28 protein-coding genes and 2 pseudogenes are annotated in these 26,299 nt (G+C 69.1%); 16 read left to right on the top strand and 14 right to left on the bottom strand.

Annotated features, from left to right (window positions below; genetic code table 11):
- Nucleotides 1-60 precede the first annotated feature (60 nt).
- Entirely contained in the window at nt 61-561 is a 501-nt protein-coding gene (locus tag IPG65_RS03560) for a CHRD domain-containing protein (RefSeq protein ID WP_293187893.1), read from the bottom strand.
- 34 nt (nt 562-595) lie between these two features.
- Nucleotides 596-1,201: a CHRD domain-containing protein gene (locus IPG65_RS03555; RefSeq protein ID WP_293187892.1), complete on the bottom strand. Its 606-nt coding sequence runs from the start codon at nt 1,199-1,201 to the stop codon at nt 596-598.
- 250 nt (nt 1,202-1,451) lie between these two features.
- Here IPG65_RS03555 and IPG65_RS03550 point away from each other — a divergent pair, with 250 nt between their 5' ends.
- Nucleotides 1,452-1,883 (top strand): PaaI family thioesterase, encoded by a 432-nt coding sequence (locus IPG65_RS03550; protein ID WP_293187891.1) that lies wholly within the window; start codon nt 1,452-1,454, stop codon nt 1,881-1,883.
- Nucleotides 1,884-2,222: 339 nt separating this feature from the next.
- Entirely contained in the window at nt 2,223-6,725 is a 4,503-nt protein-coding gene (locus IPG65_RS03545) for a right-handed parallel beta-helix repeat-containing protein (RefSeq protein ID WP_293187890.1), read from the top strand.
- A 270-nt stretch (nt 6,726-6,995) separates the two neighbouring features.
- Here the strand turns inward: IPG65_RS03545 and IPG65_RS03540 are convergent, their stop codons facing one another.
- Nucleotides 6,996-7,457, bottom strand: a complete 462-nt coding sequence (locus IPG65_RS03540; protein ID WP_293187889.1) for a histidine phosphatase family protein — start codon at nt 7,455-7,457, stop codon at nt 6,996-6,998.
- Nucleotides 7,458-7,515: 58 nt separating this feature from the next.
- The gene (locus tag IPG65_RS03535) at nt 7,516-8,355 is read right to left on the bottom strand and encodes a GNAT family N-acyltransferase (protein ID WP_293187888.1); all 840 of its coding nucleotides are present in this window, start codon (nt 8,353-8,355) and stop codon (nt 7,516-7,518) included.
- Nucleotides 8,356-8,488: 133 nt separating this feature from the next.
- On the opposite strand from IPG65_RS03535, the gene IPG65_RS03530 reads away from it, so the two are divergent.
- The 4 genes from IPG65_RS03530 to IPG65_RS03515 all read left to right on the top strand — a co-directional run bounded on the left by IPG65_RS03530 (nt 8,489) and on the right by IPG65_RS03515 (nt 11,941).
- Nucleotides 8,489-10,267, top strand: a complete 1,779-nt coding sequence (locus tag IPG65_RS03530; protein ID WP_293187887.1) for an exo-beta-N-acetylmuramidase NamZ domain-containing protein — start codon at nt 8,489-8,491, stop codon at nt 10,265-10,267.
- Between the two features lie 14 nt (nt 10,268-10,281).
- Complete coding sequence (gene arsC / locus IPG65_RS03525; protein ID WP_293187886.1) at nt 10,282-10,668, top strand: arsenate reductase (glutaredoxin); 387 nt, start codon at nt 10,282-10,284, stop codon at nt 10,666-10,668.
- A 65-nt stretch (nt 10,669-10,733) separates the two neighbouring features.
- Nucleotides 10,734-11,348 (top strand): chromate transporter, encoded by a 615-nt coding sequence (locus IPG65_RS03520; RefSeq protein WP_293187885.1) that lies wholly within the window; start codon nt 10,734-10,736, stop codon nt 11,346-11,348.
- Nucleotides 11,345-11,941 (top strand): chromate transporter, encoded by a 597-nt coding sequence (locus IPG65_RS03515; RefSeq protein WP_293187884.1) that lies wholly within the window; start codon nt 11,345-11,347, stop codon nt 11,939-11,941. Before IPG65_RS03520 ends, IPG65_RS03515 begins: the two co-directional genes overlap by 4 nt.
- Nucleotides 11,942-12,015: 74 nt before the next feature.
- Here the strand turns inward: IPG65_RS03515 and IPG65_RS03510 are convergent, their stop codons facing one another.
- A complete protein-coding gene (locus IPG65_RS03510; protein WP_293187883.1) occupies nt 12,016-12,666 on the bottom strand; it encodes a TetR/AcrR family transcriptional regulator in 651 nt (216 codons plus the stop codon).
- A 113-nt stretch (nt 12,667-12,779) separates the two neighbouring features.
- Between IPG65_RS03510 and IPG65_RS03505 the strand changes: the two genes are divergently transcribed.
- From IPG65_RS03505 to IPG65_RS03460, 10 genes and pseudogenes are all read left to right on the top strand, one after another.
- Nucleotides 12,780-13,154 carry a VOC family protein gene (locus IPG65_RS03505; RefSeq protein ID WP_366932114.1) on the top strand — a complete coding sequence of 125 codons (375 nt, stop codon included), beginning with the start codon at nt 12,780-12,782 and terminating at the stop codon, nt 13,152-13,154.
- Between the two features lie 165 nt (nt 13,155-13,319).
- Nucleotides 13,320-13,769, top strand: a complete 450-nt coding sequence (locus tag IPG65_RS03500) for a VOC family protein (RefSeq protein ID WP_293187882.1) — start codon at nt 13,320-13,322, stop codon at nt 13,767-13,769.
- Nucleotides 13,770-13,776: 7 nt separating this feature from the next.
- Nucleotides 13,777-14,364 carry a dihydrofolate reductase family protein gene (locus tag IPG65_RS03495; RefSeq protein ID WP_293187881.1) on the top strand — a complete coding sequence of 196 codons (588 nt, stop codon included), beginning with the start codon at nt 13,777-13,779 and terminating at the stop codon, nt 14,362-14,364.
- Between the two features lie 39 nt (nt 14,365-14,403).
- Nucleotides 14,404-14,814, top strand: a complete 411-nt coding sequence (locus IPG65_RS03490; RefSeq protein ID WP_293187880.1) for an SRPBCC family protein — start codon at nt 14,404-14,406, stop codon at nt 14,812-14,814.
- A 31-nt stretch (nt 14,815-14,845) separates the two neighbouring features.
- Complete coding sequence (locus IPG65_RS03485) at nt 14,846-15,232, top strand: VOC family protein (protein ID WP_293187879.1); 387 nt, start codon at nt 14,846-14,848, stop codon at nt 15,230-15,232.
- A gap of 57 nt (nt 15,233-15,289) precedes the next feature.
- Entirely contained in the window at nt 15,290-15,637 is a 348-nt protein-coding gene (locus IPG65_RS03480; RefSeq protein ID WP_293187878.1) for a GFA family protein, read from the top strand.
- Nucleotides 15,638-15,679: 42 nt separating this feature from the next.
- A complete protein-coding gene (locus IPG65_RS03475) occupies nt 15,680-16,126 on the top strand; it encodes an SRPBCC family protein (protein WP_293187877.1) in 447 nt (148 codons plus the stop codon).
- A gap of 82 nt (nt 16,127-16,208) precedes the next feature.
- Nucleotides 16,209-16,586, top strand: coding sequence for a DUF1428 domain-containing protein (locus IPG65_RS03470; RefSeq protein WP_293187876.1), 378 nt, complete (start codon nt 16,209-16,211; stop codon nt 16,584-16,586).
- Between the two features lie 37 nt (nt 16,587-16,623).
- Nucleotides 16,624-17,073, top strand: a pseudogene (locus IPG65_RS03465) (SRPBCC family protein); the annotation flags it as partial.
- A gap of 40 nt (nt 17,074-17,113) precedes the next feature.
- A pseudogene (locus IPG65_RS03460) lies at nt 17,114-17,958 on the top strand (MFS transporter).
- Here the strand turns inward: IPG65_RS03460 and rlmB are convergent.
- From rlmB to IPG65_RS03415, 9 genes are all read right to left on the bottom strand, one after another.
- On the bottom strand, nt 17,955-18,710 hold the full coding sequence (rlmB, locus tag IPG65_RS03455; RefSeq protein ID WP_293187875.1) for a 23S rRNA (guanosine(2251)-2'-O)-methyltransferase RlmB: 756 nt from the start codon (nt 18,708-18,710) through the stop codon (nt 17,955-17,957). The pseudogene IPG65_RS03460 and the gene rlmB overlap by 4 nt on opposite strands.
- A 198-nt stretch (nt 18,711-18,908) precedes the next feature.
- Nucleotides 18,909-20,174 carry a DUF1254 domain-containing protein gene (locus IPG65_RS03450; protein WP_293187874.1) on the bottom strand — a complete coding sequence of 422 codons (1,266 nt, stop codon included), beginning with the start codon at nt 20,172-20,174 and terminating at the stop codon, nt 18,909-18,911.
- Between the two features lie 145 nt (nt 20,175-20,319).
- Nucleotides 20,320-21,357, bottom strand: coding sequence for a DUF1254 domain-containing protein (locus tag IPG65_RS03445; RefSeq protein ID WP_293187873.1), 1,038 nt, complete (start codon nt 21,355-21,357; stop codon nt 20,320-20,322).
- A gap of 118 nt (nt 21,358-21,475) precedes the next feature.
- Nucleotides 21,476-21,640 (bottom strand): hypothetical protein, encoded by a 165-nt coding sequence (locus tag IPG65_RS03440; protein ID WP_293187872.1) that lies wholly within the window; start codon nt 21,638-21,640, stop codon nt 21,476-21,478.
- 15 nt (nt 21,641-21,655) lie between these two features.
- Nucleotides 21,656-22,939: a DUF1254 domain-containing protein gene (locus IPG65_RS03435; protein ID WP_293187871.1), complete on the bottom strand. Its 1,284-nt coding sequence runs from the start codon at nt 22,937-22,939 to the stop codon at nt 21,656-21,658.
- Nucleotides 22,936-24,240, bottom strand: a complete 1,305-nt coding sequence (locus IPG65_RS03430; protein WP_293187870.1) for a DUF1254 domain-containing protein — start codon at nt 24,238-24,240, stop codon at nt 22,936-22,938. The genes IPG65_RS03435 and IPG65_RS03430 overlap by 4 nt, the downstream gene beginning before the upstream one ends.
- A 4-nt stretch (nt 24,241-24,244) precedes the next feature.
- Nucleotides 24,245-25,222: a tripartite tricarboxylate transporter substrate binding protein gene (locus IPG65_RS03425; RefSeq protein WP_293187869.1), complete on the bottom strand. Its 978-nt coding sequence runs from the start codon at nt 25,220-25,222 to the stop codon at nt 24,245-24,247.
- Between the two features lie 32 nt (nt 25,223-25,254).
- Entirely contained in the window at nt 25,255-25,380 is a 126-nt protein-coding gene (locus IPG65_RS03420) for a hypothetical protein (protein ID WP_293187868.1), read from the bottom strand.
- Between the two features lie 36 nt (nt 25,381-25,416).
- Entirely contained in the window at nt 25,417-26,226 is an 810-nt protein-coding gene (locus IPG65_RS03415; RefSeq protein ID WP_293187867.1) for a helix-turn-helix domain-containing protein, read from the bottom strand.
- Nucleotides 26,227-26,299 lie beyond the last annotated feature (73 nt).

The raw sequence follows: 26,299 nt of genomic DNA, 5'->3' as shown, positions 1-26,299 counted from the left end.
CCCTGGATTCTAGTTTTTTGGCGCCCGGCGCGCAGCCGCCGCGGATTCGGCGGCGCTCGGTCAGCGGCGCTCGATGAGCTGCCCGCGCAGCTCGCCCCGCGGGTAGCGCGTCGTGGGCAGGTTCACATACCACTGCCCGGCCAGCAGGTTGGCGCGCTGGGCGGACGTCAGCATGGCGCGGCCTTCGTAGGGGCTGACGATGCCGCGGCCCAGCGGCAGCACGGCGGGGGCCACCTCGCCGTCCATGCCGGGGCTGTGGAAATGGCCGCCCCGCACCGGGCCGCTGAGCTGGCTGAAGCTCAGCTTCCAGCGCAGCAGGCCGGTGTTGCGGTTGAGCACGGCCACCAACTCGCCCTGGGCCGCGCTGTCGTTGGACGGCACGGCATCGCGGCCGCTCAGCCGCGCACTGAAGGCAGCCAGCTCGGGCAGAGGGGTGCGCTCCGTCGGTGCCGGCGCGGAGCGGGGCTCGGGGGCACTGGCGCAGGCCGCCAGCACGACCGCCAGGGCGAGCGCGCCCCAGACGCGCCGCGCCGCAGGATGGGAAGGCAGTTGATGATGCATGCCCCGACCTTGGCAAAGCGACCGGGGGCAGCGGTCAGTTCACCACCCGCAACTGGCCGCGCATCTCGCCCTGCGAGTAGTTGCCGGTGTACACGTTGACATACCACAGTCCGTCCAGCAGGTCCGTCGCCTGCTGCGGCGTCAGCGTGGCCCGGCCCTCGTAGCGCGCGCCGAAGGGGCCGGGCCAGACCATGGCTGGCGGCCCGTTCTGGCCCATGTCGGCCGGGCCGTGGAACTGGATGGAGGTGATGGCGCCCGACAGCCCGGACCAGGACGCCTTCCAGCGCAGCAGGCGGCGGCTGGCGTCGTACAGCGCGTCGAGCTGGCCGGCGGCGGGGCTGCGCGCGGGCGGCAGCACGCTGGCACCGTCCATGCGCGTGGTCAGGGTCACCAGGTGGGCGCTGGGGCTGGCCGGATCGACCGGGGGCAGCGGCTGCGGCACGGGCTGCACCGGCGGCACCGGCTGCGCCTGCGCCCCGGACGGCAGTGGTGCCGGCACGGGAGGCAGCGGCTCGGGCAGGCGCACCGGCGGCGGGTCGTAGCGCGGCCCGAGATCCACCGAGGCGCAGGCGCTGGCCAGACAGGCCGCGGCCAGCACGGCGAGCGAGGGGCGCGAAGGGATCCAGGCGGACGTGGGCATGGCGGGACTCCTTGTGATGAGGCGGGCGGTCACGGCCCCGACTGTAGCGGTCGGCGCGCGCGCAAATTGTAGGCAGACGCCGTGCCCGCCCGGCATGGCCCTGACCGGACCGCCGTCCGCTCCTTGATCGATAGCGGCCGGCGCAATACAGGTGCCGGCAAATGACCAATTTTCATTCAAAGGAGCATACCCACGGCAATTCCCTCGCCCTGCTATGCTGGCCCGTCGTCACGTCCCAGGAGACCCCGCCATGCTCGATCTGCCCGCTCTGCAACACCTGCTCGACCCGCTGCTGCCCGGCCTGATGGGCGTGCGCCTGCTGGAGGCCGCGCCCGAGCGGGTGCGCGCCGAAATGACGGTGCGGCCCGACCTGTGCACGGCCGGCGGCATCCTGCACGGCGGCGCCTACATGGCCTTCGCCGACACGCTGGGCGCCGTCGGCACGGTGGTGAACCTGCGGCGCGGCCAGACCACGACCACCACCGACTCCAGCACCAAGTTCATGGCCGGTGCCCGCGCCGGCACGGTGGTCACCGGCGAATCGGTGGCCCTGCACCGCGGGCGCACCACCCAGGTGTGGCAGACCAGCATCCGCAACGCCGACGGCAAGCTGTGCGCCGTGGTGACGCAGACGCAGTTGGTGAGGGAGGCCAGCCCCACTCCGGGCGTCCCGAATCAATAAAACAAGCTCTGTTAAATTTTCCGTCTCAGGCGGCGAGATCGCGCTCGGGTGCGTGGCGCACTCGGCAGCCGGTGGCACGCCTATGGCGGGGTGGCTGCGGCGCGCGGGACGCAATGGTTTCCTATCTGGCCCAGCCGGGGCCAGCGGGATTCGCGTGGATTTCTTGATCGAGCGTGGCGCACCCACTCCAGGGCAGCGAGGCATCCGTCCTGGGCAGGTGGCCGTGCCCGTGCTGCATTGCGCTCACTGGCCCGCAGGCTGTCTGGAGGCGCCGCCGGCCTGCGGTATGGTTGGTGGCAGCCTGGCGCCGGACGCCGCCAGTGGACTTTTCACAGGAGGGTGATTTCCATCATGGCGATTCGTGTGTGCGATCCCGCGCAGGGCTGGTGGGGGCTGCGCGAGGCGCTGACCGCGGCGCGGCGCGGCGACACCGTGCGCGTGCCGGCGGGTGAGTACGCGGGCGAGGGTACGCTGGAACTGCCCGCCGGGGTGGCGCTGGAGGGGGCACGAGGCGCTTGCCTGTGCAGTACCGGCCTCGGGCCGGTACTCTCCATCGGGGCCGGCGGCTGCCGCGTGTCCGGCCTGCGCTTTCTGCCCGCGGGGCACGACGGCCAGGTGTTCGTCCACATCCGGGGCACCGAGGGCGTGTTGGTGTCGCGCTGCCGCTTCGACGGCGGTGGCCGGGCCGGCGCCGCGGTGCTGGTGGAGGATGCGCGGGAGGTCGATGTCTCGAAGTGCTTGGCCGTCCGCTGCGGCGGCGTCGGCAGTGACGATAACGCCATCGAATTTCGGCGATCACAGGGACGGGTGCTGGGCAACCGCTGCGGGAAGGGAGGCAACGACGGCATCGCCATCGCCTCCAGCGCCGTGGAGGTGCAAGACAACAAATGCTGGGGGAATGGGAGGAGCGGCATTGTTGTGGCGCGAGACCCGTTGTGTCCCAGTCGCCCCTCCAAGGTCTCGGTCAAGGGCAACCGATGTCATGGCAACGAGGGGGACGGCATTACCTTTTCCTCCAGTGTCGGCGAGGCCTGGGGCAACGAGAGTTGGGGAAATGGGGCGAACGGCATTGCCGTGCAGCGAGACAAGGTCTCGCCCCGCCGACCCTCCAAGGTCTCGGTCAAGGGCAACCGCTGTCATGGCAACAAGGGGGGCGGCATTGCCTTCGTTTCCAGTGTCGGCGTGGCCCGGGGCAACGAGTGCTGGGGGAACGGGTTTTTCGGCATCCTCGTCAAGCGGGACGAGGAATTCACCGATCAGCCCTTGAAGGCGACAGTCGAGGGCAACCGTTGCCATGGCAACAAGCACAGCGGCGTTGCCTTCGGCTCCATCGAAGGCGAGGCCCGGGGCAACGAGTGCTGGGGCAATGAGACGGAGGGAATATTATTTGTTAGCAGCCAGGGTTTGGCGGTAAATAACCGTTGCCATGACAACGGGTTGAGTGGGATTACTTTTCTATACGTCGAAGGACAAGCCCGGGGCAACGAATGCTGGGGCAACAAAGAGGCGGGGATACTTTTCGACGGCAGCCGGGGCTTGGCCGAGAACAACGATTGCTGGCTGAGCAAGACCCGGTCGGGCATCTGTGTCCAGAGCGGCTCGACCGGCGTCCTGCTGCGTGGGAACCGCTGCCACGACAACAAGCACAGTGGCATTGCCTTTTCTTCCAGCGAAGGCGAGGCGCGAGGCAACCAGTGCTGGGGGAATGGGCTGCACGGCATTGACGTGCAACGAAACCAGGAATCCCCTGGCCGCCCGTCGAAGGTGACGCTCGAGGGCAACCGCTGCTATGGCAACACGGAGGTCGGCATCGTTTTTTCCTCCAGTGCCGGGGAAGCCCGAGGCAACACGTGCTGGGGAAACGGCCTAGGCAGCGGCGTTCACAGGGAAGGCCCCTCGGCCGTACTTGTCGAAGATCATCGCCAAGACCCCGATCTGGCGGCTGACATTGCCGGTCGGACGCGCCAACGCGCCGCGCATCCGCTGCAGGCCTGGCTGTCGGCGTGCGCGGGCAACGAAGCCAGGGCGCGTGCCTTGGCCGACTGCGTGTATTCCGGCGGCTGTGCCGACTGCTTTGCGCGCTTCTGGTCAGGCGGCGTCTCGGCGCTGGCAGTTGGCGAGTCAGAGCGGCGGAGCGGCAGCCGGCCGGCACAGGGCCGCGGCTCCGACGGGCTGCTTGTCCTCACCTACGACGTTGTAGTTGAGCAAAAGGGGCCGACCCATGAAACGCACATCGTTCGCAAGGCACCTTCGGGCCTGCAGACGATCGGGCGGGCGCTGTCATCGCAATGGCAGGATTTCAGTCGACGCGCAGGCAACGCAGCCGCCAGGCGCAGGCCCTGGAAACTGCTGAAGGCTTGGTGGAAGGGCGACAACAGGTTGCGCGCCGCGAGTGCGGCGCCGAAATGGACCGTGGCCCTGGTGTCGACCGACGAGGAGGCTTTCCGCCAATGGGTGAACCTGGGCCAGGGCGACAAGGCAGACTGGAAAAGCCGGCGGCTAGTGCTGGGGCCTTCGGCCGTGGCTCGGCGGAGCGGGGAGCGCGGCTTTCTAGAGCATGAACTGCTGGGCCAGCACGCCGGACACGGGTGGCGGCTCTGGCTGGCGCGGGTAGAGGCGCTACTGCTCGCGCCCGCCGGGCCAGCGAGCGCGCGTTTCCTCCTGTTTGCCGTGGTGCTGGGTCTGCTGGTGGCGTGGTTGATCGAGGTTCCTGGCGCGATCATTCACCAACCGGACCTGCTGATCAGCCATTGGCGGACGCAGACCGCCAATGCGTGGTGGGCAAAGTTGGCACTCTTCTATGGCGTTCTGGTGCCACTCGTTTTTGCAATGTTGGTGTGGAACCCGCTCCTGCCCCGCTGCTTGAAGCTGTCTCATCGCTTTCTTCTTGATGTTGTGGATTTGCCGGGCGCGGGGTTGGTGAAGACATTGTTCGAAGAAAAAGCTTGGCTGCGGCACTCGGAGCCTGGCCGGCGTTTCTGGCTGCGCCGCAAGCTGTACGGCTACCGCCTGTTCGGTGGCCTGTTCCGCGCGCCGCTTCCTGCCGTCGTGGCGGTGGAGCGTATCGACGAGCCTGGTAGCGATGACACCGACGACTTACGGGCGATCCTGGCGGTGGCGCCGCGCAACCAGCCGGTGTTTCTGGTCACCCGGATGCCGGGCCTGTCGATGCTGGTTGATGGGTATCTGGATGTCTGGTTCACGTCGTTGCCGGACGAAGGCGTTGCCTACCCGGGTCGCATGGTGCACGACTCCGCATCGATCGCGCTGCGTCCTGCGGATGAGGACCAGGGCGGCATGAAGGCTGAAGCGCAGTTGGAGCGTCTGCTGGGCCTGAGCGCCCCTGAGCAAGCGCAGGCCCTGGCCGTCCCCGACAAATGGGTGCTGCACGAGGTGTTGCCGGCCTTGGTGCTGGGCTCCACGCCCCACATGCACGTGCAGGTGCGCCGCTGGCCGGGAGAGTTCGATCAGAACGAGGAATTCTTGGCAAAGGAGCTGGCGTTTTTCCTGCGCGTTCCACCTCTGCTGGAAGCGAACCACCTCGGACTGGATAAGAGCGGTGTCGACAACTTGAATGAATTCACCAAGCGTGGCGTGGCGCTGCTGAACGCGAAAGACTCCGAGGAAGGAACGCAGTGGATCGGCCAAGTGGGCCACCGGCTGCAGGTGGTTGGCGTTTTGCGTGCGTTGTACCGTGAGTACGCGGGCAAGAAGAAGCAGATGCGCCCGGACAGGCCGCCCATCGAGCCGCACAACGCGGAAACATATCTGTCCGAACTGCTGACTTGTGGCGAGTTGTACCACTTGGCCAAGGCGCAGGCATTGCTTGAAGCCAGGGACGACGACCTGAAGGCGGCGCAGCGGGTTCCCTTGCATCTGGAGGCGGCGCTGTTCTTGCTCGAAGACCAAAGGACGCTGAATTCGCAGCCGGCGAAGTTGCGCGAGACCGTGGCGGAGGAGTGGGAAAAATTGGCCGGGGCGGTTCTTCGATCGAACAAGGTGTTGCTCGAGCGCAGCGAGGCATGGGGCGAGCGCGTCTGTCTGCCCGTGCTGCTGGCCATGCAGCGACTCGGCGGCCGGCCCGCGTTGGCCAAGTCGCTGCAAAAGGCCATCGAACAACCGTGGTTCGGTGAGGCGCGGGACGGCGAGCCTGACAGCCTTTGGCGGCGATTTCTGTGCGGAGTGTCCCGGTATCTGGGCACAACGCTGGCGCGGCTCGATGAGGCGGAGGCCGGGAAGTGGTTGGACGCCCGGCTGGCACAGGACTGGCATCTGCTGCCCGACGCGCACAAGACCCTGTTGCGTGAGCAGTTGCCGAGCCTGGGCTGGCGGTATGCCAGCCATCTCGCCCGACACGTGGATTCGGCTGCGGCGCTGAAGCGGGGCATCGCCAGCCTGCGCCTGCGGCCAGCTTTGGCCGTGCTGCTGTTCGTGCACCTGGGGGCGGCCGAGGCGCGTTCGCGCGCGCGGGCTGGTGGAGAGGGCGAGGCCTCGAAGGAGGCAATGGCCGATCTGGAACTGGTGGCGCAGACCGCTTTTCGTCTCGGCGGGAGCGCCGGCTATCGCGGTCTGATCCATCTGGAGCCGGGACCGATGCCTGTGTTTTCCCCTGGTCCGCAGGCCTTGGCCGCCGCGCTCGATCTGGCGAGGGACAAGGGGTTGCTCAGGGAGTTGTGCGCCGACCTCGTTGCCGCAGAGGAAGAGGCGCAGCGCATGGAAGCAGCGTCCGCGCAGCTTGCGGGCGAGATCGAGGGCGTCGCGCTGGGCCGCCACAGCGGTCAGCGATCGCTGGAGGAATATGCACTGATCGCTGCTGCTCCATCCGAGGGTGGCGCTGGTTGAAGGCTGGTTCTAGAGTTTTTCGGGCTTTTCGGCCTTGAGGGCGCTGGAGCCATCCGAGACAATTTCAGCCGAACCACACAGAGCCTGAACCGATGAGCCGCTTCGTTCCCGTAGACCGACACCGCCTACCTGCGCGAAGTCTTCAGCGGCGAAGACCGCCAACGTCGCCACGAGCAGGCGGTGCGGGTCATCGATTACACGCCGCAAGAGTTGGCCACACCGGCGCAGGACAGTTACCGGCTGGTGATTCGTATCTGAACAGTATTGACGCTAAAGCAGCTCCGCCGCCTGCACCGTGACCACCACCGTCTGCGGTGCGCCGTCGCGCTCGCGGCGGCGCAGCCACCACACGGCGCCCTTCTTCACCGCGCAGTCGCCGCCGGGCAGGCCCAGCAGCTGCGCCACCGTCTGGCCCAGCGCGGGCTGATGGCCGACGACCAGCACCGGCGCCCGGGCCGTGGGCCAGCCGGCCAGCCGCAGCAGTTGATCGGCCGTGGCGCCGGGCCGCAGTTCGTCGTGCAGCCGGTACTTGCGGCCCAGCGCGCCCACGGTCTGCTCGGTGCGCACGGCGGGGCTGGCGAGCACGCGCGCGCCCTCGGGCAACTGGCGGTCGAGCCAGGCGGCCATGCGCGCGGCCTGCTTCTCGCCGCGCCGCGTCAGCGGGCGGGCCAGGTCGCTCATGCCCTCGCCGGGGTCTTGCGCCTCGGCATGGCGCCACAGGATCAGGTCCATGCTTGCTTGCTGTTGATGCGTGCTGAAACGCAGCTTACGCCGATGATCGCCGCAAGGCTCAAGCGCCGAGGAAGTGCCAGCGGTAGCGTGGCGGCAGGTCGGCGATGCGCATCAGCATCGGCAGGTCGGCGGTGTTGAAGTCGGGGTCCCACGCCGGTGCGCCCAGCACCCGCGCGCCCAGGCGCAGGTAGCCCCGGATCAGCGCCGGCGGCTCCACCGGCAGCGTGCCGTCCAGGCGCTCCACCGGCAGCGGCAGACGCGGGCGCACGCGGTATTCGACCGGGGCCATGTGCGTGCGCTCCAGCTGGCGCCAGATGCTGGCCGCCGCGTCGCCGCCGACCACGCCGCCGTGCAGCATGGGGATGCTGGCGCAGCCGATCATCGTGTCGAGCTGGTTGCGCACCATGAACTCGGCCAGCGCGCCCCACAGCGCCATGATGACGCCGCCGTGGCGGTGCGCGGGGTGCACGCAGCTGCGGCCCAGCTCCACCATGCGGGGGCGCAGCGCACGCAGGCGGGTCAGGTCGAACTCGGTGTCACTGTAGGCGCCGCCCACGCGCCGGGCCTGGGCCGGGGTCAGCACGCGGTAGGTACCGATCACCTCGCGCGTGGCGGCGTCGCGCACCAGCAGGTGCTCGCAGAAATCGTCGAACAGGTCGATGTCGTGGCCGGGCTCGGGGGTGGACAGGCGCGCGCCCATCTCGCCCGCGAAGACCGCGTGGCGCAAGCGCTGCGCCGCCCTCACTTCGTCCTGGTGGCGCGCCCAGGCCACCTCGATGCCCTGGGTGCCCGGCCCTTCAGCAAGGCCCTGACCGCGGCGATGAAGAGCCCCCCGGGGCGGGCGGGCGGGCGGCGCCATCGGCGACAGCGCGAAGGTGGGCGTGGGCAGTTCTTTCACGGGCGGCGCTCCTGTGCACGGGATTCCATGCGGCCATGGTCGGCCCCGCGCGTGACGGCGCCATGTCGAACGGATGAAGGATTCATGACGCAGTGCCCTTGCCCGCCACACCGCTGAGACAATACGCGCCACCATGACGGACCAGCCCGCCGCCCACGCGCTTTCGCCCCACCCCGGCACGCCCTGCGCCGCCGTCCAGCGCCTGGAGGTGACGCTGGCCAACGCCGCCTCGGGGCAAGCATGGCACCTGCGCTACGAGCTGACGGGCGACCTGGACCGGCTACGCGTGCCGCCCGCGTCCGGCCAGCCGTCGCCCAAGGACGGCCTGTGGCGCCACACCTGCTTCGAGGTCTTCGTCGGTTCGGCGGGGAGCGCGGCGTACCGTGAATTCAACTTCAGCCCCTCGGGCGACTGGGCGGCCTACGCCTTCAGCGTGCCGCGCGTGCGCGACGCCGCCGCCGAGCCCTTGCCCGCGCCGCGCTCTGGCCTGCACGCGCGCGCCGCGCCGCCTGACGCTGGAGGCCTGGCTGCCCTGGTCCGCCCTGCCCCCGCCCGGCGACGGTGGCGCGCTGGTCGGCCTCAGCGCCGTCATCGAGACCCTGGACGGCGGCCTCGCCTATTGGGCGCTGCGCCACCCCGCCGCCCGCCCCGACTTCCACGACCGCGCCGGCTGGACCGCGCGCGGACCGCACCCTCACCCGCTCACCCCATGAAAACCGGCCTCGAACGCTTCCTCGACGACCCCGCCCTGCACGCCCCGCTGCAAGGCCGCCGCGTGGCGCTGCTGGCGCACCCCGCCTCCGTCACGCGCGGCCTCGCGCATTCGCTCGACGCGCTGGCCGCGCTGCCGGACCTCCAGCTCACGGCCGCCTTCGGCCCGCAGCACGGCCTGCGCGGCGACAAACAGGACAACATGGTCGAGTCGCCCGACTACACCGACCCGCGCCTTGGCATCCCCGTGTTCAGCCTGTACGGCGACGTGCGCCGCCCCACCGAGGCCATGCTGGACAGCTTCGACGTGCTGCTGGTCGACCTGCAGGACCTGGGCTGCCGCATCTACACCTTCATCACCACCCTGCGCTACGTGCTGGAGGCCGCCGCCCGCACCGGCAAGGCCGTGTGGGTGCTCGACCGCCCCAACCCCGCCGGCCGGCCGGTGGAGGGGCTGACGCTGCACCCCGGCTGGGAGAGTTTCGTCGGCGCCGGCCCCATGCCCATGCGCCACGGCATGACGATGGGCGAACTGGGCCACTGGTTCATCGCCCACCTGGGCCTGCGACTGGAGTACCGCGTCATCCCGATGGAAGGCTGGCGGCCCGACGCCGCCCCGGGCTTCGGCTGGCCGCCCGAGCGCACCTGGGTCAACCCCAGCCCCAACGCCGCCAACCTGAGCATGGCGCGCGCCTACGCCGGCACCGTGATGCTGGAAGGCACCACGCTGAGCGAGGGGCGCGGCACCACGCGCCCGCTGGAGCTGTTCGGCGCGCCCGGCCTCGACACCGGCCGCCTGCTGGCCGGCATGCGCGCGCTGGCGCCCGAATGGCTGCGCGGCTGCGTGCTGCGCGCCTGTTGGTTCGAGCCCACCTTCCACAAACACGCGGGCCAGCTCTGCGCCGGCATGCAGATCCACGTCGAAGACCCCGCGCACTACGACCACGCCGCCTTCCGGCCCTGGCGGCTGCAGGCGCTGGCCTTCAAGGCGCTGCGCGCGCAGGCGCCCAGCTACCCGCTGTGGCGCGACGTCGCCTACGAGTATGAGCACGGCCGGCTGGCTATCGACCTCATCAACGGTAGCCCGCTGCTGCGCGAATGGGTGGACGACCCGGCCGCCGCGCCGGCCGACCTGGACGCGCTGGCGCGCGCCGACGAATCGGCCTGGATCGAGGAGCGCCGCCCGTTCCTGCTGTACTGACCGAAAGCCACGCCATGAGCGACATCACGATCTTCCACAACCCCCAGTGCGGCACCTCGCGCAGCGTGCTGGCCCTGATCCGCGCCAGCGGCGCCGAGCCGCGCATCGTCGAGTACCTGAAGACCCCGCCCTCCGCCGCCGAACTGCGGGCCCTGGCCCGGGCCACCGGCGAGCCGCTGCGCGCCCTGCTGCGCACCAAGCAGCCCGAGGTCCTGGCGCAGGGCCTGGACGACCTCGCGCTCACCGACGGCCAGCTCGCCGCCGCCATGGCGGCCACGCCCGTGCTCATCGAGCGCCCGATCGTGGTGGCGCCGCGCGGCACGCGGCTGTGTCGCCCGGCCGACCGCGTGCGGGACTTGCTGCCGCGCCAGGAGAGCGGCTCCGGGCCGGCCGCAATTTGAATCAAATTGTCTTCAATCCCGCGTCCATATTGCGCTAACAGCTATTTTTTAAATAGCACTTCGCCATGCCTGCCTCCGACCCGCCCCTCGGCGCCCCGCGCTCGCGCGCCGACCTGTTCTGGTCCTTCACCACGCTGGCGCTGCAGGGCTTCGGCGGCGTGGTGGCGGTGGTGCAGCGCGAACTGGTCGAGAAGAAGCGCTGGCTCTCGCGCGAGCAGTTCCTCGAGGACTGGGCGGTGGCGCAGATCATGCCCGGCCCCAACGTCGTCAACCTGTCGATGATGATCGGCGGCCGGCACTTCGGCGTCGCCGGCGCGCTGGCGGCGCTGGCCGGCATGCTGGCCGTACCCACCGTTCTGGTGCTGGCGCTGGCGGCGCTGTTCGCCACCGTGGCCGACGCCGAGGTCGCGCAGCGTGCGCTGCGCGGCATGGGCGCCGTCGCCGCCGGGCTGGTGCTGGCCACCGGCATCAAGCTGGTCGGCGCGCTGCGCGCCAACGTCATGGGCCTGCCGGTCTGCGCGGCCGCCGCCATCGCCGCCTTCGTCGCCGTGGCCCTGCTGCGGGTGCCGCTGGGCTGGGTGCTGGCCGTCGTCGGCGGCGGCTGCTGCCTGTGGGCCTGGCGCTGCCTGGGCCGCGCGTCGCCGGCGCCCGGCGACGCCCATCCGGCCAACCCCTCATGACCATCAGCCTCGCCCCCGCCGACTGGCTGGACCTGCTGGCGCACTTCCTGTCGCTGTCGCTGCTGGCGGTGGGCGGCGCCATTTCGACCGCGCCGGACATGCACCGCTACCTGGTCGATGCGCGCCACTGGCTGAGCGAGGGGCAGTTCACCTCCTCCATCGCCCTGGCCCAGGCAGCGCCGGGGCCCAACGTGCTGTTCGTCGCCCTGATGGGCTGGAACGTGGGGCTGAACGCCGGCGGCGGCCCGGCGGGCGGCTGGCCGGCTTACGGCCTGGCGCTGCTGGGCGTGGCCATCACCCTGGCGGGCATGCTGCTGCCCTCGTGCGTGCTGACCTACGCCGCCACGCGCTGGGCGCACAAGAACCGCGAGCTGCGCGCCGTGCGCGCCTTCAAGGCCGGCATGTCGCCCATCGTGGTGGCACTGCTGATCGCCACCGGCTGGCTGCTGACCGGCGCGCACGACCAGCCGGCGCGCGACTGGCGGCTGTGGGCGCTGACCGCCATGGCCACGGTGCTGGTGTGGCGCACCCGGCTGCACCTGCTGTGGATCATCGGCGCCGGAGCGATGCTGGGGGCGCTGGGCTGGGTGTAGCGCCTGTTTCAGATCGAATCGGCCTATAGCCCGCGCCCATCAACAGCAGACAGCTACTATTTCAGGAGCATTCATCACAACCCCGCCTCGACCATGCGCAGCAGCCGACCGCCCAGCACCAGTCGCACGGCGGGCGGCGCGCGGCGCAGCGGCCCATCGATGATGAGCAGCGCCATGCCGTGCACCGACGACCACGCCAGGAACTCGGCGCCGGGCCGCCGCTCGGCGGGCAGCACGCCAGCCTGCACCATCGCATCCAGCGCGTAGCCCAGCAGCTCGAAAGGGTTGAGGCCCTTGGCGGCGGTGCGCGCCGGGTCGGTGGGCACCTCGACGTCGTGCGCGCCGAAGGCGAACGCGGTGCGAAACCACCCCGTCTCCGCCTGCGCGAAGCCCAGGTAGCCGCGCCCCACGGCGGCGAGCATGCCGCGCGCGCGGGTGGCCGCATCGGGCAGCGCCTCGGCCTGCCGCAGTTCGGCCTCGATGGCCTGCGCCAGCGCCCCCACGGCCGCCGCGCGCACGGCGTCGAACAAGGCCTGGTGGCTGGAGAAGTGACGGTACGCCGCGTTCGGCGCCACGCCGGCGCGGCGCGTGGTCTCGCGCAGCACCACGGCCTCCGGCCCGCCCTCGCGCGCCAGCGCCAGGCCCGCCTCGACCAAGGCGGCGCGCAGGTCGCCATGGTGGTAGGTCGCGCGTGCGCCGAGGATCGATTGCGAATCAGTGGCCATGAGCGGTTAGAGCAAAGGAACGAAGGATTACAACCACGTGAACCCTTCATGTGGACAGCGTCCATTTTAATGCCTAGGATATGTGTACGCCGTCCACAAATCAAAGGAGTCCCATGGCTCGCCTCACCCCACGCATCCAGCCCTGCCTCTGGTTCGACACCCAGGCCGAAGAGGCCGCGAACTTCTACACCGGCCTCTTTCCCGACTCGCGCATCCTCAGCGTCACGCACTACAGCGAGGCCGGGCAGGAGGAGCACGGCAAGCCCCCCGGCTCGGTGATGACCGTGTCCTTCACGCTGGACGGCCAGGAGATGCTGGCCCTCAACGGCGGGCCGCACTTCCAATTCACCCCCGCCGTGTCGCTGATGATCAACTGCGACAGCCAGGCCGAGATCGACCACTACTGGAGCCGCCTGGGCGAAGGGGCGATCCCGCCGCCCAGCAGTGCGGCTGGCTGGCGGACCGCTACGGCCTGTCGTGGCAGGTGACGCCACGCGACTGGGAGCGTCTGATGAACGCGCCCGACCAGGCCGCCTCGCGGCGCGCCATGCAAGCCATGATGAAGATGAAGAAGCTCGACATCGCCGCCCTGCAAGCGGCCTTCGACGGGCGCTGATCCAGCGCCCTGTAACCCCGCCACCCGGAGACCCACCATGCAATTCATTCCTTACCTCAACTTCGACGGCAACTGCGCCGAGGCCATGGCGTTCTATGCCAAGTTGTTTGGCGGTCAGATCGTGCACCAGATGACGTTTGGCGAGATGCCAGCGAGCGAAGGCATGCCGCCGTTGCCCGACGCCCTCAAATCGTGCCTCATGCACGCCCATTTGCAGATCGGCGCGCAGACCCTCATGGGCTCGGATGCCCTGCCCGCCATGCCGGGCCAAAGCGACGCCTGCGGGGGCGGCTACCAAAAACCGCAAGGCCTCTGGGTGTCGATCAGCGTGGACACCGTCGCCGAAGGCCAGCGCGTGTTCGATGGGCTGGCCGAGGGCGGCCAGGCGACCATGCCCTTCACCCAGACCTTCTGGTCGCCGGGCTTCGGCATGGTGACCGACCGCTTCGGCACGCCGTGGATGGTCAACGTCGCGACGCAGGGTTGAGGTTCGCATGGGCAGCGTGATCGTGGAACAGATCATCAGCCTCGACGGCTATGCCGAGGACTCGGACGGAGGCATCGGTTTTTTCGCCAACGCGGACTGGATCAACCAAGCCGATACCGAACAACTGCGGGTTCTGTCGGGCGTCGCGGCCATCGTCTTCGGCGCCAAGACCTACCGCATGTTCGCCGACTATTGGCCTACCGCGAATCCGGCGGTGGAGCCGGTCGCGACGCCGATCCGGGAGCGCCCCAAGTTCGTCGTTTCCTCCACCCTCGCATCGGCCCCCTGGGGAGCGGACGATTCGGCCGAGATCCTCAGAGGTGACGGCGTGGCTGCGGTCCGCGGCTTGCGCCGACGTTTTGCCGGCAACCTGATGATCTGGGGCAGCCTGACGTTGACCGATGCGCTGCTGCGCGCCAACGAGGTCGATGTGCTGCGTCTGCGTGTGCTCCCCCTGCTGCTTGGCCGCGGCCGATCCTTCACGCCGCCGGACCTGGGCTTGTGTCCGTTGTCCTTCGCTTCGGCGCAATCGTTCGCGGGAGGCTTGGTCGTGCTCGAATACCGCCGCCACCCGAGTCAAACCCCAGCCGCCTGATGACGATGGATGTCACTCGCGGAATCCTAGGAGTGTCTGATGAACATCACCATCGAAACCCTGGTCCAGGCACCCGTGGCCCAAGTCTGGGCGGCGTGGAACGACCCGCGTGCCATCGAGCGGTGGAACACCGCCTCGCCCGACTGGCACACGCCGCGCGCCAGTGTCGACCTGCGCGAGGGCGGGCGCTTCAACACGCGCATGGAAGCACGCGACGGCAGCGCCGGCTTCGACTTTGAAGGCACCTACACGCGCATCGACCCGCAGCGCCTGATCGAATACACGATGAGCGACCAGCGCCGGGTGCGCGTGGAATTCGCGGAATCGGCCGGCGGCACCACCGTGCGCGAGACCTTCGACGCCGAGAACACCCACACCGCCGAACAGCAGCGCGAAGGCTGGCAAGCCATCCTCGACAGCTTCGCGCGCTACGTCGAAACCCGGACCTGAAGAACGCTTTTCACTCACACAGGAGATTGCCATGAAGCCCAACCCCATCGTCTGGTTCGAGCTCTACGTGCAGGACATGACGCGTGCGCGCAAGTTTTACGAAGCCGTGTTCCAGCACAAGCTGGAGCCGCTGGCCGCGCCCGAGGGGGAAGCCAGTGGCATGGAGATGCTGAGCTTCCCCATGGAAATGAACGCCCCCGGCGCGGGCGGCATGCTGGTGCGCATGGAGGGCGTGGCGCCCGGCGGCGGAGGCACGCTGGTGTACTTCGGTTGCGAGAACTGCGCCGTGGAGCAGTCCCGGGTCGAGGCAGCGGGCGGCCAGGTGCGCAAGCCCAAGTTCTCCATTGGCCAATACGGCTTCTGCGCGCTGGTGGTGGACACCGAGGGCAACTGCATCGGCCTGCATTCCATGCAGTGACCAGGAAGGCGCCTGTCCTGGCAATTGAACCTTCGCTGACTTTCGAGGAGAAACCCCATGCGTTACCAAGCCAGTTGCCACTGCGGCCAGAACCGGCTCAGCTTCGAAGGCGACATCAATGAAGTGCTGGCCTGCAATTGCTCGATGTGCCAGCGGCGCGGCTCGCTGCTGTGGTTCACACCGCGCGAGGGCCTCCAACTGCAAACGCCCGAGGACGCCAGCCGCAGCTACACCTTCCACAAGCACGCCATCCGCCACCGCTTCTGCCCCACCTGCGGCATCCACCTGTACGGCGAGGCCCCCAGCCCGCAGGGCGTGCCGATGGCGGCCATCAACGTGCGCTGCGTGGAAGACATCGACCTGGCCGCCATTCCCGTGCGCCACTTTGATGGGCGAGCCGTGTGACCGCACCCCCCATTTCCCCATTTTTCCCAAGGAGACCCCGTCATGCCCACCGGAACCGTCCACCTTCACCGCGTCCTTCGCACCACGCCCGACAAGGTCTACCGCGCCTTCACGCATGGCCCGGCGCTGGCCAAATGGCTGCCGCCCTATGGCTTCATGTGCCACGTCCACCAGTTCGATGGCCAGGTCGGCGGCAGCTTCAGGATGTCGTTCGAGAACTTCTCGACCGGCCACAGCCATTCATTCGGCGGCGAGTACCTCAAGCTGACTCCCGGCGAACGCGTCGAGTACACCGACCGCTTCGACGACCCCAACCTGCCCGGCGAGATGCACGTGACCGTGACGCTGCGCGCGGTGTCGTGCGGCACCGAAGTCCACATCGAGCAGGCCGGCATCCCGGAACTCATTCCGGTCGAAATGTGCTACCTGGGCTGGCAAGAGTCGCTGGTGCAGCTTGCCCACCTCGTCGAGCCCGAGATTCCGAACTGAGGATCAACCCAGGCACGGCGTGATCCGGCACGCCGCCGACGATGGCAAACACATGCACCGGAAATTTTCACAGGAGAACCTCATGCACTACATCGATGGATTCGTCGTCCCCGTACCCCGCGCCAAGCTGGACGCCTACCACGCACTCGCGCAGAAGGCGGGGGCGGTGTGGATGGAATACGGCGCCCTGCAATATTTCGAATGCGTGGGCGACGATGTGCAGCCCGGCAAGCTCACCTCGTTCCCGCAGGCCGTGCAGCTCAAGGACGACGAGGTGGCCGTGTTCTCGTGGATCGTCTACGCCTCGCGCGCCGAGCGCGACCGCATCAACGCGCTGGTGATGAAGGACCCGCGCATCGACTGCAAGCCCGAGGACATGCCCTTCGACGGCATGCGCATGTTCTGGGGCGGCTTCACCGGGCTGGTGGAAATGGGCTGGGGCGCCGCGCCGGACGCCTGAGCGCGACGGCATTCGTCAAGGACTGTCGGACTCCGCGATGACGGCCACGCATTCCAGGCGCCATATCGCCGCTCCCCCTGAGCGGGTGTACCGCCTGCTGACGGATCGGGACGCCGTGCAGCGCTGGCGGGTTCCCGATGGCATGACCAGCCGCGTCCATGAATTCGACCCGCGTGAAGGCGGTTCATTCCGCGTTTCGCTGACCTACGCTTCTGCCGAACCCGCCGGCAAGACCAGCGCGCACACCGACACCTACCACGGCCGCTTCGTCTCGCTGCTTCCTCACGCTTGCGTCGTCGAGCGCATGGCGTTCGAGACGGACGATCCGGCCATGGCCGGCGAGATGACCATCACCTACACGCTGCTTCCCTCGGGCAGCGGCACGGATCTGCTGGCTGTCCATGAAGGGCTGCCGGCTGGCGTGTCGGCCGCGGACAACGAACTGGGGTGGCGCATGGCGCTGGACAAGCTTGCGGCACTTGCGGAAGGCCAGGCGGGCACGGCCGGCGCGGGGACCAAGGCATGCCATGAACCACCCCTACCGCTGGGTCATCGTCGCGGCCGGCAGCCTGCTGGGCTGTGTCGCGATGGGCGCGATGTTCTCGCTGCCCGTCTTCCTGCGGCCGATGGCGCAGGGACACCGGCTGGTCGGTCACCGGCATCTCCGCCGCGATGACCTTCGGCTTCCTCGCCATGGGCGCGGCCAGCCTGGCGTGGGGCACGCCTGTCGGACCGCTTCGGCCCGCGCCCGGTGGTGCTGGCGGGCTCGATCGTGCTGGCGGCCAGCTTGGCGCTGGCCAGCCGGGCCGAGTCGCTGGCGGAGTTCCAGCGGCTGTTCGGCCTGCTGGTCGGCGCGGCGACCGCCGCGATCTTCGCGCCGATGATGGCCTGCGTCACCGGCTGGTTCGACACGCAGCGCGGGCTGGCCGTGTCGCTGGTCTCGGCCGGCATGGCCGGCCGCATCGGTTTCGGCTTGGCGGGCGACCGCTTCGGCGCGCAGCGCGTGCTGGTCATCGGCCTGCTGGCGCAAGCCTTCGCCGTGCTGGCCTACGCATCGGTCAGCCGGCTCGGCGGCTTCTATACCGTGGCGGTGGCGGTCGGCTTCATCTATGCCGGCACGATGCCGCTTTACGCGGTGATCATCCGCGAGAACTTCCCGCTCAGGATGATGGGCACCATCATCGGCGGCACGGCGCTGGCCGGCAGCCTGGGCATGTCCACCGGGCCGCTGCTGGGCGGCCTGGTTTATGACCGCATGAACAGCTACACGCTGATGTACGTCGCCTCGTGGGGCATGGGGCTGGCGGCGATGGCGGTGCTGATGGCGTTCCGGCCGTTCCCGGCGCGGCGGGCCGGGCTGGCGCCGGCTTAAGCGCCCTGCCCGCGCTGGCGCAGCGCCTCGTACAGGCACACGCCGCTGGCCACCGACACGTTCAGGCTCTCGACCGCGCCGCGCATGGGGATGCGCGCCAGCACGTCGCAGGTCTTGCGGGTGAGCTGACGCATGCCGTCGCCTTCGGCGCCCAGCACCAGCGCGGTGGGCACCTTCAGGTCCATGTCGTACACCGTCTGCTCGGCCTCGCCGGCGGTGCCGACGATCCAGATGCTGCGCTCCTTCAACTCGCCCAGCGTGCGCGCCAGGTTGGTGACCATGAAGTACGGCACCGTCTCGGCCGCGCCGCTGGCCACCTTGGCCACGGTGGCGTTGATGCCGACGGCGTGGTCCTTGGGCGCGATCACCGCGTGCGCGCCGGCGCCGTCGGCCACGCGCAGGCAGGCGCCCAGGTTGTGCGGGTCGGTCACGCCGTCGAGCACCAGCAGCAGCGGTGCCGTGCCCGCGGCCTCCACGCCGTCGAGCAGGTCGTCGAGCGAGCGCGCCAGTTCGACGGGGTGCACGCGCGCGGCCAGCCCCTGGTGGCCGGCGCTGCCGGCCAGCCGGGCCAGACGCTGGGCGTCGGCCTCGATCACGCGCACGCCGGCCTCGGCGGCGCGCTGCAGGAACTGCCGCATGCGCGCGTCGCGCCGCGTGGGGTCGGCATAGACCTCGATGATGGAGGCGGGCGCGACCTTCAGTCGCACGCCGACGGCGTGGAAGCCGAAGATCACTTTGGGTAGGGTTGACATGGCGTGGGGATTATCGGCCGCGCTTGCCCGACCGCCCCGGCAACTCACGCGGCATCATCGGAGGACGCTCTGATTGCTATCTATTAGATAGCGCATGGCGCTTATTCCACGCTGGTCATCGGGCAAAAAATCTCAAAACACAGGCCGACCAGGGAGTTGCCGGTCGGCCTATTGAGAGCGACGACGATGGCGTTGGCCTCAAGCCGTCTGCACGGGAGGCAGCACGTAGCTGCCCGAAAGCAGCGCCGGCTTCGGCAGGTAGGCGCGCAGGATCAGCACGAAGTTGCCCTCGGCTGGCGCCGGCAACCAGTTGGCGTTCGCATCGGCGGGCGCGGTGCGCGACATGCGGATGTCGAGCGCGCCGTCGGCGCCCCGCTTCAGGCCCGCCGTGCGGTCGCCGATGGTGTAGCGATCGATGGGGTTGTCGGCAAAGAAGAGCTGGCCGTCGGACGTGAGGCGGTACATGGACAGCGACCAGAACGAATCCACCGGCGGCAGTTGATCGGCCGCGAAAGTCAGCTTCCAGGATTTCGCACCATCGAATCCGCGCCCTTCCGGCCCACCCACGCGCAGGTACATCGCCTCGACCGGCGGCAGCGCCGCCAGGCCGCCGACGGCGACGGCCGCGCGGTAATCGTAGTCTTGGCCAAAGTTGCCGATGGTGTCGCGCGGCAGGCTCCAGCCATTGCGCACCGGCAAGGTTCTGCGGATCTGCAGGAAGAGGCTGGCCGCGTCGGCCACGCCGGCCTTGATCTCGTCCACCTGGTCAAGCGAATACCGCGCGGAGTCGAAGGCTTTGCCGAATTGAATCAGCGGCGCCATGCTGTCCAGCATGCGCGCATCGGTCATCGGCGGCGGGCTTTCGTTCATCAGGGACTGGACGGACGCGAAATACTGGTCCCACGGCGCCGTTCGTTTCGCAAAGCTCCTGGGCGCGCCGGCCGCCGGGCCCTTGATCGACCAGCCGTCCTGGAAGGCGTGCGCCTTGGGCAGGTCCGCATCGCCATCGACGAGGGTGCGGCCCAGGATCCACGCCGAATTGGTCGGGGCGCGGATGGCCAGCGGGTCCGTCCGCTTGGCGTTGGGCCCGATGACGGTGAAGGTTCGCGCGGCGGCGCCGGACGTGCGGGTGCCCACGATGGCGAAGTTGTTGGTGTACATGTCCATCAACGGCACGCAGTAATAGCGCTCGCCCGACGCTGGCACGCTGATCGTCACCGGCCCTTTCTCCAGGTTCAGCCAGGCTTGCGAATACAGGGTGTCGTTGTTGGGGGTGGTGACGAACTGCCCCTTGGCCGTGACCAATGCGCGATCGTGCCGGAAGCTGTTGGGCTTGAGCCCTTCAGCAAAGCGCGCCGCGCGCTGCTCGGCGTTTTCAATCAGGGGCAGGCCCCAGATCCACGCATTGCGTGCGGCCACCCGCAGGCTGGCGGGAGCGGCGGCCTGGGATGCGACTTGGGCCAATGCCTGCGCGTAAATGCCAGTCGAAGCCAGTGCGCCTGCCGTGGCGGAAACGAATTGTCTGCGGTCCATGTTTGTCCCCTGGAGGGTAGGTATCAGGTATCGCTGGATATTGGGTTCAGGGGTTGGCGAGCCCGCAAGAAGCGCCTCAGTTCACCGGCTGCGCTTCCGGGAACTTCCAGGCGCCGCTGGCGGCTTCCGGGCGCGGCTGGTACAGGCGCACCAGGTAATTCCAGCCCGGCATGATCGGCAGGCAGTTGGGCGTCTTACCATCCTCGCAGCCGCCGAACTGGACGGTGACGTTGCCATCGCCGCCTCGCTTGGCCGTGATGTTGTTGACGGTGTAGGCGCCTTCGGGGTTCTTGTCGAAATAGCCCGCCGCGTTATAGACGCTGACCGACCAGAAGGCGTCCACAGGCACATCCTTGACGCTGAACCGATAGACCGTCTTGCCGTCGTTCTTCGGCGGGGTGACATTCAGGTAGATGGTTTCTTTCTCGGGCAAGCCGCCCCAGGCGGACGCAGCCCCGACGACGTGGCGGACGGGGTTGACCGTGGCCTTGGTGCCGAAGGCCTGCGTCAGGTCGGGCATGGTCGATGCCAGCACGATCAGCGCATCGCGCACCTTCTTGTGGCTGGCGGCATCCCAGGCTGGCAGTTCCAGCTTGCCAGCGTCTTTCTGGCTGACCTGCATCGCGTCTTGCAGCGCGTGGGCCTGCTTGAGGTCATCGGCGCTGGCGGGATCGACGAAGGTGCGGATGATGATGTAGGCGTAGCGCGTGCCAACGCTGTCCCGGGTCAGCGTGTAGGAACCGGCGCCGTGGAAGATGTTCGCCGTGTAGTGGTCCTGGTTGATGACGTGCAGCGACAGGTAGCGCTTGCCCGCGTCGGGCAGGGTGATGGTCGCCGGCCCGGCATCAAGGTCGAACACGACGCTGGAGTACAGCGTGTCCCGGTTCATGCGGATGACCCGCTGTTGGTCGATGGACGTCAGAGCGCGCCCGTGCCGCAGCTTGCCGAGCCCGGCGAGCTTGGACATCATGGTGAGGTAGGCGTCGGTTTCCACGCGCGGAAAATTGTCAACGCTCACGGGCACGGCAGCGGGTGCCGCCGTTTGCGCGTGGGCCTGGAACGCGGTGGTGCACGCTGCCAGTGCGGCAGCGGCGATGAAGGTGGTGGTTTTCATGGAGTCTCCTCTTGGTGGTGTGAATTCTGTGTATGTGCGCGGCCACGGTGATCGGTTGCCGCAGCCGTCGAGTTCTTGTCGCGATCTGCCTTCGCTGAATCGGCACAAGCCGATCGCCTCACTCGCCCTGGACGCCGACAACGCGGATCACCTCGCTCCAGCGCGTCATTTCCTGTCCGATATCGCTGGAGCCGCCCGCACCGTGGGGCGGCTCCACGCGCACGATTTCGTCGGGCCAGGCGGTGGCCTGTGCGGGCACGCCGACCAGGAGGCAGCTGGGCACGGTTGCATCCCTCTTTCATTCCAGCCGTGTGACCGGCGGATAGGTGAAGGTGAAATCCAGGTGCGCCTGGCGCGGCTGGTACAGGCGCAGGGCCACGTAGAACGGCTCGCGCGGCGCCGGCAGCCAGTTGGCGCGCGCAGCGGGATCGGCGGGCTCGTCATGCTGGATCGCGATGCGCAGGCCGCCATCCGCGTCCCAGCGCAGGCCGGGCGTGCGGTCGCCGATCGAGTAGCGGTCGATGGGGTTGTCCACCAGCAGGCAGTCGGACTTGCGGTACATCGTCAGCGACCAGAAGGCATCGACCTGCGGCGCCGCGCCCGGCGCGAAGCGCAGTTCGTAGCGGTGCGCGCCGTCGAGTGCCTGGCCTTGCGCATCGACCTCGGCCACGGGGTACATGGCCTCCTCGATGCCCAGCGCGCCGATCAAGTTGCGGGCCACGCGCGCGCGCAGCGCGATCTGCTCGCCCCAGTGGGTGCGGATGGTGACGGGCACGTTCCAGCCGCCGCCCAGGTCGGAGGCCTGCGCGCTCTGGCGCAGTTCGTCGCACACGTCGGCCAGCGCCTGTTGCAAGGCCGCATCGCCCGCCGCCACGGCCTCGCGCCACAAGGGCTGGGCGGCGGTGTCGTCCCGCGGCGCGGGGTTGCGCGCCCAGGCCGCTTCGACGACGGCACGGTATTCGGCGGCGTCGGGCGTGTCGGTCTTGCGGCCGTTCATCGCCGCGTCGACCTTGCTGGCGGCGGGCTGCATCGTGTCGGCGCGCAGGATGGCGAACTGCTGCTGCAGCGCGGCGACGCGGGCCAGGTCCTCGTCGTTGGGATCGACCAGCACGCGGCCGATGATCCACAGGTCCATGCCCGGCGCGGCGATTTCCACCATGCCTTCGGGCACCGTGCCTTGCCACCGCGGCCCGTGCACGAACAGGCGCTGCGCACGGTTGCCCGTGGTGCGGCGGCCTGCGTAGGCGAAGGGGTTGGTCCACATGTCGAGGAAGCCCAGCGTCCAGTAGCGCTCGCCCATGTCGGGCGCTTCGATGACCAACGGGCCATCGGACAGGTCGAGCCAGGTGTTGAGGTAGACCGTGTCGTTGTTGGGCGAGACAACGGCGCGGTCGGCCGGCGTGAGCAGGCGCTTGGAGTGGGTGAAGGTGTTGGCCCAGCGCAGGTTGGAGGCCTCATCGGCCCCCGCGAAGCCGAGCTGCGGGTGCTTGCGCGGCGCGGTGGCGGCGCGCATGCGCATCATCTCGAACAGCGGCAGGGTGTGGACGATGGCTTGGTGGGTGCGTGAGGTCGAGGTGTTCATGCGACGTGCTCCAGCGGCGGCATGCGGTAGCTGCCATCCAGGAAGGCGGGCTGCGGGTGGTAGAGCCGCAGGATGAGGTAGAAGCCGCCCGCGGGCGCGGGCAGCCAGTTCTCGCGCGGGCCGGGGGGCGGCTGCTGCGAGACGTACAGCGTCAGGCTGCCGTCGGCGTTGCGCTGGAGCGGGCTGCGGTTGCCCAGCGCGTAGCGGCCGATGGGGTTGGGCGCAAGGTAGCGGTCCTCGCCATACAGGGTGACCGACCAGAACGCGCCGGCAGGCACCTGGCCGCCGTCGGCGAAGTGCAGGCGGTACAGGCGCTGGCCGTCGAGCAGTTCGCCCTGATCGTCGTAGTCGGTCACGGCGTAGATGGCCTCGTCGGCGGCCAGCGCGCCCAGGCCCTTCCAGGCGGTGGCGGCGCGCAGCATCAGGTCGTCGCCGTAGCGGCCCAGGCGTGTGGAGTAGCGCCACGGGGCCTTGGAGGCGGCGCGCGTCATGCCTTCGATCGTCTGCATGGCCGTGGCGTAGGCGGCGCGCAGCCCTTCCAGCGTGGCGGGGCGCAGGTCGCCCAGCTTGCCATCCGGGCTCAGCCGCAGGTGCGCGCCGCGCAGCAGGTCGAACACCCCGCGCTGCGAGGGCGGTGGCGGAAAGTCGTGCAGCGCACGGGCCAGGTTGGCGAAGAAGTCCAGCACCTCGTCGCCGCCCTGCTGCCACTGCGCCACGCTGGGCGGCGGCGCGGGGGTGGCAGGCCCGTCGATGCGGAAACCGGCCTGAAAGCCGCGCGCGGCCTCCTCGTCCGCGTCGCCGTCCACCAGCACGCGGCCCAGCACCCAGACCAGGGCCGTGGGGCTGTGGATGGGCGTGGTTCCCTCGGGGACGGTAGCGTCGCTGCCGGGGCCGATGAGCGCAAAACGCTCGCCGCCCGGCGCCGTGTTGCGCGTGCCGATGTTGTGGAAGTTGTTGGTGTAGGCGTCCATCAACTCCAGCACGAAGTAGCGCCCGGTCTGCGGCGGCACGGTGATGACCACCGGCCCCTGGCGCAGGTCAAGCCAGGCGTTGCTGTAGAGCAGATCGTTGGCGGGGGTAACGATGTCTCGGTCGCGGTCGGTCCAGCGTTCGCGGCTGTGGCCGAAGGTGTTGAAGGGCGCGCGGCCGTAGGCCGACGCGCCAGGCGAGGTCTGCACATGGCAGGTGCGGATGGATTCCAGCAGCGGGTAGCCCGCGACGACGGCGGGCGCGGCGCTGTGGGCCATCCAGGCCGCCTGCGGGCTGTGGAATGCCTGGCTCAGGAAGGGCTGTGTGCTCATCTGCTCAACCCACCTTGGCGCCGCTTTGCTGCACCAGGCGCCCCCAGGTCACTATGTCGGCACGCCATTGTTTATCGAAGTCGGCGCGCCCGATGGGGTCGGCTTCCACACCCAGTTCCTTGATGCGCGCGATGACTTCGGGGTTGCGCAGCGCGCGCTCGGCAGCCCCGGCGATCTTTTGCGCCTCGGCCTCGGGCAAGCGCGCGGGGGCGAACAGGCCGAACCAGCTTTCGGTGTCGAAGGCGATGCCACCTTCCTTCAGCGTGGGCGTCTGCGGCAGGGCAGAGGAGCGCTTGCTCCCGGTCATGGCCAGTGCCTTGATCTTGCCCGCGCGGATTTGCGGCAGCGCGCCCGCGACGTCCACCATGCCCACCTGGACCTGCCCGCCGATCAGATCCTGCATCAGCGGGGCCACGCCTTTGTAGGGCACATGCTCCATCTTGATGCCGGTGAGCGTGCGGATGCTCTCCGCCGCCAAGTGACCGCCCGAGCCGTTGCCCCAGGAGGCGTAGACCACCGGTTCGCCCGTGCGCTTGGCCAGCGCCACCATCTCGGCAGCGGTGTTGGCCGGGTACTTGGGGTTGGCCGCCAGCACGTTGCCGGTATGGGCGACGCGGGCCAGGGCGATGAAGTCCTTGGCCGTGTCGTAGCGCAGGCCCTTGAACAGCGCCGGGGCGATGGCCATCGTGGCGCTGATGCCCAGCAGCAAGGTGCGCCCGTCCGGCGCGGCGCGCGCCACCTGGGCTGCGCCGATGGTGCCGGTGGCGCCGGCCACGTTGTCCACGATCACCGTGACGCCCAGTTCCTTGCCCAGCCCCTGGGCCAGCAGGCGGCCCATCACGTCGGCGCCACCCCCGGCGGGGAAAGGCACGATCAGCCGGATCGGCTGGTCAGCCGCCCGGACGGCCTGCCACGGCGCGGCGGCCAGCAGGGCTGCGCTTGCCAGCATGCGGCGGCGCGAGGGGATCATGTTGTTCGTCATGTCGCTTGTCTCCTTTTGGTTGGGAATGGAATTCAGGGGGCCGCGAAGCTCACCACGGCATCCACCGCGGCCACGCCGTCGGCGGTCATCTTCTGGGCGTTCTGCGAGGCGCCGACAGCTGCGCCGCAGGGGAAAAGAGGAAGTCCAGAATCATGCATTTTGCCTCCGGCAGGAACGTCTCGGGCATCAGGACGTCACGCGAAGCCTGCCGTGCGCTCGCAGTGCTGCACCAGCTCCACCAGCTGCGGGCCGACGGTGTTGCGCAGCTCGCGGGGCCGCATACGCGTGGGCGAGATGGCGCAGTTGAAGACCAACGGGCGCGTGCCGTGGCGAATGCGCGAACACAGCCCCACGCCGTATTCCCCGTACTCCGCGTCGCCGTAGTTCACCGCGAAGCCCAGGCGCGCCTGCGTGGCGAGCGAGTCCTCGATGCCCGCCGCGCAGCGCGCCATCTCGTCGGGGCGCTGGGCCTGAATCTGCCGCAGCACCTCGGCGCGCTTGTCGGCATCCAGCGTGTAGAGCCAGGCGCGGCCCATCGCCATTTCAGCCAGACCGCGCACCGCGCCCATGTCCGGCCGCGCCAGCGTGCCACGCTGCCAGGCGCAGCTCTCGACGTAGATCACGTCCAGCCCCAGCACGACCCCCATGGACACCGCCCCGCGCACCTGGTTGGCCAGTGCCTGCATGGCGGGCCGGGCCTGCGCGCGCAGGTCGATCGAGACGATGTACGGGTAACCCAGCGCCACCGCCGCCGGGCCGATGAGGTAGCGGTCGATGCGTTCGTCGTGGTCCAGGTAGCCCAGCGCCGTCAGCGTGCGGCACAGCCGCGACACCGTGGGCCGCGACAGCCCCAGCAGCGCGGCCAGTTCGCTGTTGGCATAGGGCCGGGGCTCGCGCACGAAGGCTTGCAGAATCATCAGGCCCTTGGCCAGCGTGCCCGCGAAATGGGGATCCTCCGCGCGGACGACAGCCAAGTCGGACTGGTGCTGGAGTTCGCGGATCATGGGGCGAGAATGTAGGGATAGGCCCTGCGTTCTCAAACCAGAGTTTCAATATTCAAAACACCTAGCGGGCAAC

Source organism: Ottowia sp., from assembly GCF_016703145.1.
GTDB lineage: Bacteria > Pseudomonadota > Gammaproteobacteria > Burkholderiales > Burkholderiaceae_C > Ottowia.
Note: the sequence above shows the minus strand (reverse complement) of the source record. Positions and strands in the feature narration are given on the sequence as shown.